Origin of the sequence: Mycobacterium sp. 852014-52450_SCH5900713 (genome assembly GCF_001667075.1) — a bacterium.
Lineage (GTDB): Bacteria > Actinomycetota > Actinomycetes > Mycobacteriales > Mycobacteriaceae > Mycobacterium.
Genome location: NZ_LZIL01000074.1, coordinates 75,877 through 88,080 on the forward strand (window position 1 = coordinate 75,877; position 12,204 = coordinate 88,080).

Consider the following 12,204-nt stretch of genomic DNA (forward strand, 5'->3'; position numbering starts at 1 on the left):
GCTTTTTACACTATCTTTGCATTATTACGCGCCTGGTTCTGCCGAGAAAGGCCACGATGAGTAGTCACCGGACGACCTTCAACCATGTCGGATTGTGCGTCTCCGATCGGCAGCGGTCGCGGCGGTTCTACGAAAATGTGCTCGGGTTTCAGTTCTGGTGGGAGCTCGATCCGCCTGACGGCCCGACCTCCAAGCTGGTCCAGCTTCCCGAGCCGCTCGGGGTGCATGCGACCTACTTGGTGCGCAACGGCTTTGTGCTCGAACTGATGGACTACTCGAAGCGCCAGGTGCACTCCGGGGCGGAACGCGTCATGGATCAGATTGGGCTGACGCACATTTCGTTCTCGGTGTCCGATCTTGCCGGGGCGTTGGAGAAGGTCGAGGAGTTCGGGGGAGCGGTGGTTGACGCGACGGTGACCGAGGCGATGGCGATGGTTCGGGATCCGGATGGGCAGTTGTTGGAACTGCTTTCGGATGGGTGGCTCTCGGCGTTGCCGGCGCGGCCTTAGTCAGTGTTGCGATGCTGTTTTTGAGTCGGCTATTGCGACAGCCGACATGGGCTTCGTTACGCTCACTGGCTACTCGCCGGGTATGTCAGCCGTGACTCATAAGTACTGGAATCGCGGATTCGAGAAAGTTATTTCCGAGACGAACTTTTGAGACAGCACGAGCTCGACGAAAGCGGCGGGTTCGGACCGCCCGCCCCGGTGTCTTAGATGTCGTCTGTTTCAAGACAACGTCGGCGGCCCTTGGCGGGCACACCAAGCGAAACTAATCTCAATCGAATCAAGAAGGGCTTCACTGGGTGCGACCAGGAGTGAGACGCTACGCCTGGCCGGTGGCCGCAGTTAGGTGATAAGAGCACTCGTTATTCGAGCATGCTCATGAAGTGTTGCCACGTTGTCTTGTAAGGAGAGATCGCCCCGGAAGGGGCTTGGCAAGTAATCAGGTATCCGTCAGGCGATCTCGCCATTACCTCTACTCGGGGATCACACGATGTATTTGTGATATGGACCCCGTTCACATTCGTGGGAGTTTCCAACCACATCCAGTGGTCTTGGGAGAACATCGCGCAATACAGTTCTTTACCGGTGTTGACGTCACGAGCGAGTTTGCCCAGATCGCTGCAAGAACTTCCACTGACTCCCGTTTCGGTTGGTTCGGCATATGCGGACGACATTGTGACTGTCGGCGTGGTCGCAGGCGGAGGCGGAACAGTGGCCGCGGCAGTTGGCGAAGGAGGCGGGGTCTGAGGAGTAAGGGTGGTAGCGGACGTCGGTTTGGCCGATGCTGTTCCCGTAGTCGGTGGGCTCTCAGGCTTCGGAGAAAGCTTGATGCCGAGGAAGGCTAATCCTCCGACCAGCACGAGGCTTACGGCAACGGCAATCACACGAGCCTTTGTTGACTTCGTGTCACCTGAGTCAGCTTGCGGCGGCGCTCCTGTCGGGCCGGTAGGGACCGCCTGGGTGTCAGCCATCATGGTGTCAGCCTCGGATTGCTCCCCAGTGGTTAGTGTTGTCCGTGCAGCCTCTGCCAGGTCTCTCGCCGTTCGGTACCGCTGCTCGGGGTCTTTGGCCATTCCTTTCGCTATGACTTTGTCCATCGCCCGAGGGACGCCGCCTTGAACCATGGACGGTTGCGGGGGCGGCTCAAACATGTGGGCGGTGGCGAGTTGCTCAAGACTCTCGCCCGGGAAGGGTTGTTTGCTGGTAAGCGACTGGTAGAGCACACACGCCAGTGCATAGACATCGGCACGGGCATCGGCAATACCCTTGAAACGCTCTGGGGCCATATAGGCCCAGGTGCCGAGGGTGATGTTGCTGCTAGTCAAGGACGTCTCTCCGGCGGCCCGTGCGATCCCGAAATCAATCAGGTAGGCGAAGTCGTCTTCGGTAATCAGAATGTTGGACGGCTTGACGTCGCGATGCACCAAACCGATTCGGTGAGCGGCGTGCAGTGCGGTTGCGATCTGCTCGATTATGCGAACCGCATAGGCGGGTTGGAACGGACCTTCGCTTAGCAGACCTTGCAAGTCCTGTCCCTGGATCAAACGCATAGCCACGTACAGGCGACCTTCGATTTCGCCGAAATCAAAGATGGGCACTACGTGGGGCTCGTCGAGCCCGGCCGCCGCCCTGGCCTCCCGCCGGAACCTCTGCTGAAACACATTGTCGTCAGCGAGATGTATCGGCAAGACCTTGATTGCTACAGTCCGCTCGGTCACAGTGTCGAAGGCCCGCCAGACCTCGCCCATGCCGCCACGGCCCAGCAACTCCACCAGGCGGTATCGCCCGAACGGCGTCCCCTCCACTTGAGCCTCCCCCGGCAACTCAGTCAGGACACAATAAGACTCTGCTACAGCACGTGGGCAGGAAGTTGATGCATTCACAGCCGCTGTTGAGGGCTACGAGCTCACAGGCTGGTAGGTCACGTAGAGCTGCAGCCGTCCGTAGGTCTGTGAAGCAGGGCGTACTCGGCGTGGTGTACCTATTGCCGTCTTCGCCGGCATGGGGCTGGGCTCTGAACACCTAGGCTGCCTTGGTGGCCAAGCGACAGCGTAGCTGGCCCTGGAAATGACTACCTCACCACAGGATGACGACGGCATCGTTGCCACCTACACAACGAACAGCGTCAACGGTCCTGCCAGTGCTTAGGTGAGCTGTGTAACCAGCAACGCATTCCATGTCGTAGCTCTGCCCGGTAATCGGGCTGTATGCAATCACTTCGGGACCACCGTTGCTGAGGTAGCTGCCGCGCACATTCATTGCAAACTGACAAGAGGTCACGCCTGTAGCAACTCCCGAGTGCCCATCAGGGCAGACAAGGAATGTCCCTTGAGTCGGGGGAGCTGCCACCGGAGGGGGAGCTGCCCCCGTCACTGGTGGCGGGGCTGCTTGCGTGATGGTCGCGGGAGGAGGTGCTGTCACGGTGACCGGCGGCGGCGTGGCTATAGGAGTCGTTGTATGAGGGACCGCTGAGGGCTCTGGCACGAGCGGCTTGCGAGGCTGCTGCAACCAGAAACCGAGGATTACAACGAGCGCGGTGAGGGGGACGAAGATCGCCGCCGCGATCAGCCCGACCTGCTTCCAAGACTGGCCCTCCCGAACCGGCTGGTCCTCCTGCTGCTCGTCAGACCAAGCTGCGGATCTCACTTCGGTAGGAGGCGCAAGCTGTTCAGTTTCATTACCCCCGGCCCCATCCTCAGACCACACCCCGGTCTCTTCCTCCATGGGCTCAGCGTAGAAGCCCAGAAACCCTGGCATGCGACGTTTTCGGACATCATTTTTCAGTCCGACACGTTTGCCGTGTAGGAGCTCAGAGGCTCCCATAGAGTCCTCAATCTGATCAGTCAGAGGCTCGGCCACGCGACGAGCGGTCTCTGCGCACGACAGTCGGCAGTCCGTCCGCAGACCGTCAGCAGTAGAGCTGACAACCACTCTCATCGATCAACAGAACAAACTTTCTGAACAGCACCTTCCCAACATGCCCAACACGGCTGGAACCAACAAACGCCGGGAAAAGCGGACTGTAAATTCGTCGGCGCGCACCGCGGACCACGCCGCCCACCACGGTCGTTCCCGGCAGCTCGGAGTTGACGTGCTCGATGAGCAGGCTCGACTGGAATGTGTACGGATCCGGCAGCAACAGGTGCAGATCGTGCGCGGCCCGATCGAACCGGTAACCAGTGATCGGGCCTCCAGAGCTAGTGGGGACCAAGTTGAGCGCGAACGTCTCGGCGGCCAGGCGCGACGCCAGCCACATTGCCACTACGGGCTCGGCCTCTATCCCCTGGCGGGCGGCGAGGATTGCCTGCGCGATGCAACAGATCAGCACGGGTGCCTCGACCATCCGCTGTACCCCGTCCAGGGCGTCCACAGCCTCATCGTTGTGTGATCGGCATCCGAGTAGCACGGCGAGCGGCAACGCCTCACCCGCAAGCTCGTTGCGCGTGCGCTGCTGCCTCCACGCGGCCCACATGTGGCGGGTGCGATGGAAACCCTCGCTCCGATCCGCATCACGCCGCCTCGACTAGCCTCACATCTGGCTGCTACAAATCCACGAGGGGTATCGATGGCCACAACGGGCGAGACCCGGATAGAGGTCACCGGCTTGCACGCCATCGGGCGCGGTGTGCAACGCCCGGAACATGTTGTGGTGGCTGGTGATGGCCGGGTGTTCGCCTCCGACAGGGCTTCTGCTGTCGCAGAACTCATCGATGAGCACACTATTCGGCACATAGGCCAGGCCGGCGGCGAGCCGAATGGGATCGCTCTGGATCGCGACGGCCACTTTCTGATCGCCAACTGGGGCTTGGGTGTGCTGCAGGATCTCGACCCGGAAACAGGCGAGATCACGGTGGTGTTGAGCGGACAACTCGATGGGCGCCCGCTGCGGTGGCTGAACTTTGTTTGCGTGGATTCGACTGGCGCGCTGTGGTGTTCGGTAAGCACGATGGCGGACGATCTCATGGATACCATCGCGTGCGGCACCGCGGACGGGTTCATCTTCCGGGTCGCACCGGATCGCCGATCAGCAAGAGTGGTCGCCGAAGGCGTGAACTTCCCGAACTGCATGGCGCTGGATCGCGACGAGAACTACCTGTACGTGGTCCGTACGCTGGCCGCCGACGTGGTGCGGTTTCCGATCGAAGGCGAAACACTCGGTCCTCAAGAGCCATACGGCCCGCCCCTGGGCGGGCGGCGCCCCGACGAGTTCGGCCCCGACCACGGCCGGTTCCTGGCCGACCCAGAAACAAGCCGCCGCTGGGGGATGGCCGACGGATGCGCATTTGACGCCGAGGGAAACCTCTGGGTCACACTGGTTCTCGCCAACAAGATCGTGGCCATCAGCCCGGACGGGCGGGCGACAACCGTGATCGAAGACCCCGACGGCGCGTTACTAAATAGCCCGACCAGCATCGCCTGGGGCGGGGAAGACATGCGCGACATCTACATCGGCTCGATCACGGCGCAATACGTCCTCAAGGGCAGAAGCTCGGTGCCGGGCCTGCCGCTAAGCCACCAGCGCTAGCCCGACGGCCCGGGCCTCATGAAGTCCGGCAGCGCCGCCCCGGGATCAGAAGGGATCATCGACTCGCCCAGCCCCCATAGCTGCCGAATGGTCGCACCGCCGTCGACGACGAGGGTCTGACCGGTGATGCGGGCGGCCAGCTCGGACGACAGGAACAATGCGGCGTTGGCGATGTCATGCGCGCGCGGCGCCGCCAGCGGATTGATCCCGTTGACGTTGTACTCACCAGGCGGCTGATCCTCGTTGCCGGTACCCACATTCCCCGGGGCGACCGCGTTGGCGCGAATGCCGTAGCGGCCCAGCTCATCTGCGAACGTCTTCACCAGCGAGATGACGCCGGCCTTGGCGGCCCCGTAGGCGGCGTGGTAGGTCGCCGACGCGATGCCGTCGACCGACGCGATCGCCACCAGCGATCCACCGCTGCCCTGGGCGATCATGTACCTCGCAGCGGCCTGAAAGAGGTAGAACACCTGGGTCAGGTTGTAATGGATTGCCTTGTCCCACAACTCGTTAGTGAAGTCCTCGACCTTCGACCAGGTCGCCCCACCAATGATGTCGACGCACACATCCACACCGCCAAGCGCCGCGACGGCGTCATCGATCGCCCGACCGACGTGCACGGGGTCGGTCATATCGGCGACGATCGGGACGGCAGTGCCGCCCCGGCCGACGATCTCGCCGGCGATTTGCTCCGCGCGCTGCTCGTCGATGTCGATGCAGGCCACCGAGGCGCCCGCTTCGGCAAGCGCAAGTGACGTGAACCAGCCGTGGCCCGCGCGCTCGGGGATGTAGCCCGCGCCCGACACCACCGCACGCTTGCCCGACAGTCCCAGATCGATCACGCCGACCTCCGTTGCGCCACAACCAGTCCGCGGCGCCACCGCCCAATCAGCACGCCGGCTGGTGTTCCTCGAGCCCAGAGCTGGCCTGAGAGCCTTCATCGCCACGTCCCCGGAACGGCCCGACGACCTGCCCGCCCAAGTAAACGACCCCACGACCGACGGTCACGAACACCCGGCCCGTAACGCTTCCGACGGCTCCCAACGTGGCGACGGCAGCATCCAAAACACTCGGGATGTGGAAGTCCTCCCAGGTCTCGACCTGGTGCTGACGGGCCGCGGCGAAGCGGTCGAGCTCGTCGCGCAGGGCGCCGCGTTGCTTCGCAAGCTCGCGTACCGCCCAGAATCGGAAGCCGTCGATGGCCGCCGTCTTGCCGAATTGGTCCAGAATTTCCTTCGCGCTCCGGTAGATGTCGAGGTCTTCGCGCAGATGATGGTCGACGAGCTCGCGAGCCTCGTCGATCGCGCGCAGCAACTGCTCGGGCTCCTTCGCCTCGATGCGGGCGAGGTTCAACCGCTGCCACTTGTGCAGCGCCTCCTCGGCGATGACCAGCAGGCTCAGGGTGTCGCCAAGCCGGTTCTCGCTGATGGCATTTCGCAGCTTCCCGGCGCGCTGCTGCACGGGCAGCTCATGATCGAAGGACGCCAGGATGCGGCTCACGTGGTTGCGCAACTGCTCGACGGTGACGTTGAGCGCCGGCCCCAGCATGGCCACCGAATCCCAGTACGCATCGGGCAGCGACCCGTACTTATCCAACGAGTCGACCATCCGCGAGATCGTCAGGCTGGTGCCCAGCACGTCGCCGGCGCGCTGCGCACGGGCAACTTCGAGCACCGATTCGACCTTGTCCTCCACGCGACGGACGGCGTCTTCGACCTCGGCAACCGCGGACTTCAACGCCACCTGCACCGCGATCATCTGCGCCGACAGCATCACCTCCGGGCCGAGCAGCTCCGGTCGCCATTGCAGCTGGGCCAACAGCTCGCCGGCATCGGCGCCCGTGGTCAGCCGGAAGACGCCGTCGCTGAGGGGAACGAGGTTGCCTTCCCTCAACGCGTCCACGGTGTCGCGCTGCAACTGCACGTACTTGCCGGAGTCGGCCAGAAACGAAGCCAGCCCGGCGATCGCCGCGTTCGCGAGCGAGGCGCTGTCGATGCCGGCGACGCGCATGGCGTGGCCGGCGGTCGCGCGCAGCCGCGTCAGATAGGACTCGACGGCGGCGGGGTCCCCGCCCAGCAGCAGGGATTCGTCCTGGAACGACACCACGACCTCGTCGCTGTCGACCGTCGCCGACGCGTCGGACACCTCGGTCACGGCACCCCCTGATCCTTCGGCACCCCAGCAAGCAGGCCAAGAGTTAACAGGAATTTGTCGGCTAGCAAACCCGGACATTACACCCATGTGTCCGGCCGACCGCTCCGCTTTGCCATGTGTTGGGTAGGAGTTCACCCGGGCCAACGCAGGGGCCTCATGACGGACGGATTCGCGCCCGGAAACGTCCCCCGTAACCTTCACCTGTGACCGCGCGCAAGCCCCCGCGCCTGTCCGTCGAGGACTGGCTGCAGGCCGGCTACACGCTGCTCGCCGAACAGGGGGTGCGCGCGCTGAAGATCGAGCGGCTCTGCCAGCAGGCGGGCGTCACCCGGGGGAGCTTCTACTGGCACTTCCAGGACATGGACAGCTACCGGGCCGCGCTGGTCGACTCGTGGAACACCTTCCTGGAAAAGGACCGCCAGTCGCTGGCCGAACTCGACGCGCTGCCCCCGCGGGAACGCCTGTCCGCCATGATGACCGCCCTGACCAGCCCGGGGCATTGGACGCTGGAACGCGCGATGCGCGAATGGGCCCGCACCGACCCGGCCGCCGCCGCCAACATCCGCACGGCCGACCGGCGCCTGCTGCGCTCCGTCACCAAGGCCTACAGCGACTACGGCTTCAGCCCCGACGACGCCAAGCTGCGCGCCGAGCTGACCTTCGCCGCCGGCATCGGGCTGCTGCACCTGGCCGGCTCGGCCCAGCAGGCGCAGAAGATCGCCCAGCGGGAGCGGTTCCTCGAGCTGATGCTCAAGGACTAGACCATCGCGATCGGGGAGATCTTGGCGCCAATCGCCAACGCCCCGGCCAACTCTCGGCTCACGTCGTAGTCGAACACCACATGCCCGGCCGCGATGTCCACGTCGCGCTTGAAGCGCTGCAGCGGGTTCGACAGGAACTGGGCGCTCGCCCCGGAGGCATTCAGCAAATCGGCGATAACAGCCCGGCTTTCGTGGACCGTGTGGGCCGCCGCCAGCCGCGCTTCCGCCCGTGCCGATCGGTGCACCCGCTCGCCGGCGGCCACCATCCGGTCGATGCCGCCGGCCGTCTCGTCGACCAGCGCCCTGAGAGCCCGCAACCGCACCCGCGCACTCGCCAGCCGGATCTGGGCGGCGGGCTGATCCTTTTGCGCCGCACCGCTGTACGCCAGGACGCGCCCGCCCAGCCGTTCGGCGAACAGCTCGGTCACCCGCTCGGCGGCACCGAGCACCGGCATGGACGCCACCAGCGCGAGCGCGGGGACCATCGGCCAGCGGTACGTCGGCACCCCATGCGCGTTCGCCCCCGGCGCCGTTCCGCCATAGATGTCGGCCACCGCGACCGTGCGATGTTCCGGAACGAAGATGTCGGTGACGACGACGTCGTGGGAGCCGGTGCCCCGCATCCCGGCGGTCTGCCAGGTGTCGACGACCTCGACCTGGTCGGCGGGCACCAGCACGAGTGCGGGATCGATGCGGTCCGGCCGCTCGATCAGCGCCCCGACCATCACCCAATCCGCGTCCATCGCGCCCGTGGCCCACGACCAGCGGCCCGTCAGGCGCACCCCGCCGTCGGCCGGGGTACCGCGCCCGGTCGGGGCCAGGGGAGCGGGGGCGAGCACCGGCCCCGAGGCGAACACCTCCTCCTGGACCCGCATGTCGAACAGCGACAGCATCCAGTTGTGCAGGGCATAGAAACCGAGTGTCCAGGCGCTGGATGCGCACCCGTGCGCCATGCGCCGAATCGGTTCCAGCAGTTCGGGAAACGACGCCTGGATGCCGCCGAACCGGGCAGGGAGCAACAGCCGGAACAGCTCGGTATCCCGGAACTCGGCGACCGTCGCCGCGGGCAGCCGGCGCAGCCGCTCGGCCTCGTCGGCGCGCTCGGCGAGCCGGGCGACGAAGTCGTCGGTGATCCCGTACGTCGGGCGAGTGTCGACCGCAGACATGGCGCCGACCGTACCATACTATTTTGTACGGTCACGTAAGAGGTTCGAGGAGAACGGCTCTCAGCCCAGATCGTAGGAATCCCGGGACACACGGAAGTAATGCCCGGTGCTGCTGTCGGTGCATGTCATGCCCGACGGCTCGCTGTCGCAACTGATCGTCCCGGCGGACTTGGTCTGGCCGTAGTCGAGTGTCGGCTCGCCGGCGACGCGCAGGGTGTCGCCGTGACAGTGGATGGCGGCCGGTTGACCCTGGGTAAGGACGAAGCGGTTACCCCAGGCGAGGTGTTTGCCGCACTCCGGGGGTGGCGGTGGCTGGTAGTCGAAGTCGCTGATGTCGCAGGCGACAAAGGCGCTGTCCAGCACGCAGTAGATGTTCCCGGACGGAGATTGAAAGTTCAGGGTGTCGGCGCGTGCGATCGCGGGCGCACCGGTGGCCGCCGCAACCATCGCGCCGATGACGAGCGCCTGCCGAATCATTTGCTGAGCCTAGGCGCTGATCCGCTCGCTCGGGGCGGAAAGCCGAGAATCTTGCCGGTAGGCGTTTCCTCAGTTGGACCGGATCCGCAGTTGCTCGCGCGTGTGTTTCTCGACGAACAGCGGAACGAAATCGCGGACGCGGCTGTGCGTGAAGCGGGCATGCTCTTCGCGGACGAGGGCGTCGACGACCTCCGATGGGACTTGCGGGAACTCGTCGACCAGTTGCCGCTCGATGTCCGCCAACAGCATCTCTTCGTTGACCTGCGTGACCTTACCCATGAGCGGGGGGTTCCCGATCGGCGTTCGCCGTCAAACGGATTTCGCGTTAAGGCGGTGCTGCGATCCCGTGAACTGGCCGCACGCCCCTAACAGAGCGGCCGCTCTGTTTCTATGCCGGAATGCCCCGGCCACGTGTTCACGATCAGGACCAGATCCTGGATGCCGTCGAACGGTTGGCCGTGCGGTCCGGGCCGGCATCGGTCACGATCAGAGCCGTCGGCGACGCGATCGGGGTCTCCAATGGCGCGCTGTACCACACGTTCGGTTCGCGGGCGGGACTCGTCGGGCGCGCCTGGTTGCGGGCCGGGCACCGATTCCTCAGCGCGCAAAGCGAATTGATCGACGCGGCGCCCGTGGGGGATGGCGTCGCCGCCGTGGTGGCGGCGGCCGAGGCGCCGGTGGTGTTCGCCGACAGCTACCCGGAGTCGTCGCGGTTACTGCTGACCGTGCGCCGCGACGAGCTGCTGGGCCCGGAGACGCCACCCGACCTCGCGACGCAGCTGCGCGACCTGGACCGGCTGCTGGTGGAGACGATGATCCGGCTGGCCCGCCGCCTGTGGGACCGCAAGGACGCGGCGGCCGTCGACGTCATCACCACCTGCATCGTCGATCTGCCGACCGCGATCCTTTTGCGCCGCAACAGGATCAACGATCCCGGGGCCCGGGAGCGGCTACGCGCCGCGGTCCGCGCCGTGCTCGACGTCGGGGAGCCCCGGCGCACAACCAGAGAGAAGGACACGACATGACACCGACATACAGTTGGGACGACAAGATCGCGGTGCTACACCTCGGCGAGGACGAGAACCGGTTCTCCCCGGAGTTTCTCGACGCGATCAACGAGCAGCTCGACGACATCCAGCAGGCCGGCGCCCAGGGCCTGGTCACCACCGCGGTCGGCAAGTTTTACACCAACGGGCTGGACCTGGACTGGCTGGGCGCCCACCCCGACCAGACACAGGCGTACGTCGGGCGGGTGCAGGCCCTGCTCGCTCGCGTCCTCACCTTCCCGATGCCGACCGCCGCCGCGGTGACCGGGCACGCCTTCGGCGCCGGCGCCATGCTCGCCATGGCCCACGACGTGCGGGTGATGCGCGCCGACCGAGGGTTCTTCTGCTTCCCCGAGGTCGACATCCGGATTCCGTTCACCGACGGCATGGCCGCGCTGATCCAGGCCAAGCTGACGCCGCGCGCCGCGGTGGCCTCGATGACGACCGGGCGGCGGTTCGGTGGGGAAGACGCCGCCGAATTCGGCATCGTCGATGCGACCGCCGCCGAGGGCGAGGTGACCGCGGCGGCGACCGACCTGCTGCGCCCGCTCGCCGGCAAGGACCCCGGCACGCTCGGCGCGATCAAGCAGACCATGTTCCGCGCCGCGGCCCGGGCATTGACCGACCTCTGATTGTTACCATCGCGCGGTGAGTGACCCGGGATTCGTCTCACGGCGCGACGTGCTGAGATTCGCGCCGATGCTGCTCGGCGCCGGGCTCATGACCGCTCCCCGCGCCGCCGGCGTCGCCGGGTCGGCCGTCTTCCTCGACCCGGGCCACAACGCCGTGAACGACGCGTCCATCAGCCAGCAGGTCCCCAACGGCCGCGGCGGAACCAAGGCGTGCCAGACGTCGGGCGCCGCCACCAACGACGGCTATCCCGAGCACGCCTTCACCTGGGCGGTCGTGGCGCTGATCAACGAGTCCCTCAACGGAATGGGCGTCCGCACCCAACTGTCGCGGGGCGACGACAGCTCGGTCGGCCCCTGCGTGGACCAGCGCGCCGCGGCGGCCAACGCGATGCGCCCCGACGCGATCGTGAGCATCCACGCCGACGGCGGACCCGCGTCCGGCAGCGGATTCCACGTCAACTATTCGAGCCCGCCCTTGAACGAGGTGCAATCCGGCCCGGCCGTCCAGCTGGCCAACACCATGCGGGACGCCTTGGTGCAGGCCGGTTTCCAGCCGGCCAACTACATCGGCTCGGGCGGACTGTACGGCCGGGATGACCTCGCGGGCCTGAACCTCGCCCAGTACCCGGCTGTGCTCGTCGAACTCGGCAACATGAAGAACCCCGACGACGCCGCGCGGATGCAAAGCCCCGACGGCCGGGCGAGGTATGCCGCCGCGGTCACCCAGGGAATCGTCGGCTACCTGAACGCCAAAGCCGGCCAACAGTAGCCGAGCGGTCGCTCAGCCGCCAGAGAAGCCCCGGACCACAGGCGCCCCAGCGGTTCCCGCGTCGAGGTGGCTGGAGGCGAAGGCAACGCCCTTGTCGATCATGGCGCCGTCGTCGGCGTAGGTGTTGTGGGCGGCGAAGTTCATGCCGTCGGAGCAGACCGGGTCTTC

At 65.7% G+C, this 12,204-nt stretch carries 13 protein-coding genes and 1 pseudogene; 6 read left to right on the plus strand and 8 right to left on the minus strand.

The genetic code is table 11. From position 1 onward, the window contains the following. Positions 1–56 precede the first annotated feature (56 nt). The gene (locus tag A5773_RS22630) at positions 57–509 is read left to right on the plus strand and encodes a VOC family protein (RefSeq protein ID WP_067792699.1); all 453 of its coding nucleotides are present in this window, start codon (positions 57–59) and stop codon (positions 507–509) included. 359 nt (positions 510–868) lie between these two features. Here the strand turns inward: A5773_RS22630 and A5773_RS26820 are convergent, their stop codons facing one another. Both A5773_RS26820 and A5773_RS22640 read right to left on the minus strand, forming a co-directional pair. Next, the gene (locus tag A5773_RS26820) at positions 869–2,311 is read right to left on the minus strand and encodes a serine/threonine-protein kinase (protein WP_067792702.1); all 1,443 of its coding nucleotides are present in this window, start codon (positions 2,309–2,311) and stop codon (positions 869–871) included. Between the two features lie 1,103 nt (positions 2,312–3,414). After that, on the minus strand, positions 3,415–3,876 hold the full coding sequence (locus tag A5773_RS22640; RefSeq protein WP_369817391.1) for an FIST N-terminal domain-containing protein: 462 nt from the start codon (positions 3,874–3,876) through the stop codon (positions 3,415–3,417). 195 nt (positions 3,877–4,071) lie between these two features. Here A5773_RS22640 and A5773_RS22645 point away from each other — a divergent pair, with 195 nt between their 5' ends. Beyond that, entirely contained in the window at positions 4,072–5,031 is a 960-nt protein-coding gene (locus A5773_RS22645) for an SMP-30/gluconolactonase/LRE family protein (RefSeq protein ID WP_067792709.1), read from the plus strand. Here A5773_RS22645 and A5773_RS22650 read toward each other — a convergent pair. Further along, complete coding sequence (locus A5773_RS22650) at positions 5,028–5,873, minus strand: SDR family NAD(P)-dependent oxidoreductase (protein WP_067792712.1); 846 nt, start codon at positions 5,871–5,873, stop codon at positions 5,028–5,030. The genes A5773_RS22645 and A5773_RS22650 overlap by 4 nt on opposite strands. A gap of 46 nt (positions 5,874–5,919) precedes the next feature. Beyond that, positions 5,920–7,176, minus strand: coding sequence for a hypothetical protein (locus A5773_RS22655; protein WP_067792745.1), 1,257 nt, complete (start codon positions 7,174–7,176; stop codon positions 5,920–5,922). A 212-nt stretch (positions 7,177–7,388) separates the two neighbouring features. On the opposite strand from A5773_RS22655, the gene A5773_RS22660 reads away from it, so the two are divergent. Then, positions 7,389–7,946 carry a TetR/AcrR family transcriptional regulator gene (locus tag A5773_RS22660; protein ID WP_067792715.1) on the plus strand — a complete coding sequence of 186 codons (558 nt, stop codon included), beginning with the start codon at positions 7,389–7,391 and terminating at the stop codon, positions 7,944–7,946. Here A5773_RS22660 and A5773_RS22665 read toward each other — a convergent pair. The 3 genes from A5773_RS22665 to A5773_RS22675 form a co-directional block, all read right to left on the minus strand. Continuing rightward, positions 7,943–9,112: an acyl-CoA dehydrogenase gene (locus A5773_RS22665; protein WP_067792718.1), complete on the minus strand. Its 1,170-nt coding sequence runs from the start codon at positions 9,110–9,112 to the stop codon at positions 7,943–7,945. The two genes, A5773_RS22660 and A5773_RS22665, sit on opposite strands and share 4 nt — an antisense overlap. Before the next feature lie 60 nt (positions 9,113–9,172). Then, entirely contained in the window at positions 9,173–9,589 is a 417-nt protein-coding gene (locus A5773_RS22670) for a DUF6636 domain-containing protein (RefSeq protein WP_066956751.1), read from the minus strand. Positions 9,590–9,658: 69 nt separating this feature from the next. Beyond that, positions 9,659–9,868: a three-helix bundle dimerization domain-containing protein gene (locus tag A5773_RS22675; RefSeq protein WP_231989216.1), complete on the minus strand. Its 210-nt coding sequence runs from the start codon at positions 9,866–9,868 to the stop codon at positions 9,659–9,661. A 119-nt stretch (positions 9,869–9,987) separates the two neighbouring features. On the opposite strand from A5773_RS22675, the gene A5773_RS22680 reads away from it, so the two are divergent. The 3 genes from A5773_RS22680 to A5773_RS22690 all read left to right on the plus strand — a co-directional run bounded on the left by A5773_RS22680 (position 9,988) and on the right by A5773_RS22690 (position 12,036). After that, positions 9,988–10,614 (plus strand): TetR/AcrR family transcriptional regulator, encoded by a 627-nt coding sequence (locus tag A5773_RS22680; RefSeq protein ID WP_067792721.1) that lies wholly within the window; start codon positions 9,988–9,990, stop codon positions 10,612–10,614. Continuing rightward, the gene (locus A5773_RS22685) at positions 10,611–11,267 is read left to right on the plus strand and encodes an enoyl-CoA hydratase-related protein (RefSeq protein ID WP_067792724.1); all 657 of its coding nucleotides are present in this window, start codon (positions 10,611–10,613) and stop codon (positions 11,265–11,267) included. The genes A5773_RS22680 and A5773_RS22685 overlap by 4 nt, the downstream gene beginning before the upstream one ends. A 67-nt stretch (positions 11,268–11,334) precedes the next feature. After that, positions 11,335–12,036, plus strand: a complete 702-nt coding sequence (locus A5773_RS22690; RefSeq protein ID WP_067792748.1) for an Rv3717 family N-acetylmuramoyl-L-alanine amidase — start codon at positions 11,335–11,337, stop codon at positions 12,034–12,036. 12 nt (positions 12,037–12,048) lie between these two features. On the opposite strand, the pseudogene A5773_RS22695 reads toward A5773_RS22690, so the two are convergent. After that, positions 12,049–12,204 (minus strand): annotated as a pseudogene (locus A5773_RS22695) (cutinase family protein); the annotation flags it as partial.

Bases quoted from the DNA above. Each gene is read 5' to 3' on its own strand.
- A5773_RS22665 (WP_067792718.1), bottom strand. From the start codon at position 9,112: ATGTCTGCGGTCGACACTCGCCCGACGTACGGGATCACCGACGACTTC.
- A5773_RS22645 (WP_067792709.1), top strand. From the start codon at position 4,072: ATGGCCACAACGGGCGAGACCCGGATAGAGGTCACCGGCTTGCACGCC.
- A5773_RS22675 (WP_231989216.1), bottom strand. From the start codon at position 9,868: ATGGGTAAGGTCACGCAGGTCAACGAAGAGATGCTGTTGGCGGACATC.
- A5773_RS22685 (WP_067792724.1), top strand. From the start codon at position 10,611: ATGACACCGACATACAGTTGGGACGACAAGATCGCGGTGCTACACCTC.
- A5773_RS22680 (WP_067792721.1), top strand. From the start codon at position 9,988: ATGCCCCGGCCACGTGTTCACGATCAGGACCAGATCCTGGATGCCGTC.
- A5773_RS22690 (WP_067792748.1), top strand. From the start codon at position 11,335: ATGCTGCTCGGCGCCGGGCTCATGACCGCTCCCCGCGCCGCCGGCGTC.
- A5773_RS22670 (WP_066956751.1), bottom strand. From the start codon at position 9,589: ATGATTCGGCAGGCGCTCGTCATCGGCGCGATGGTTGCGGCGGCCACC.
- A5773_RS22630 (WP_067792699.1), top strand. From the start codon at position 57: ATGAGTAGTCACCGGACGACCTTCAACCATGTCGGATTGTGCGTCTCC.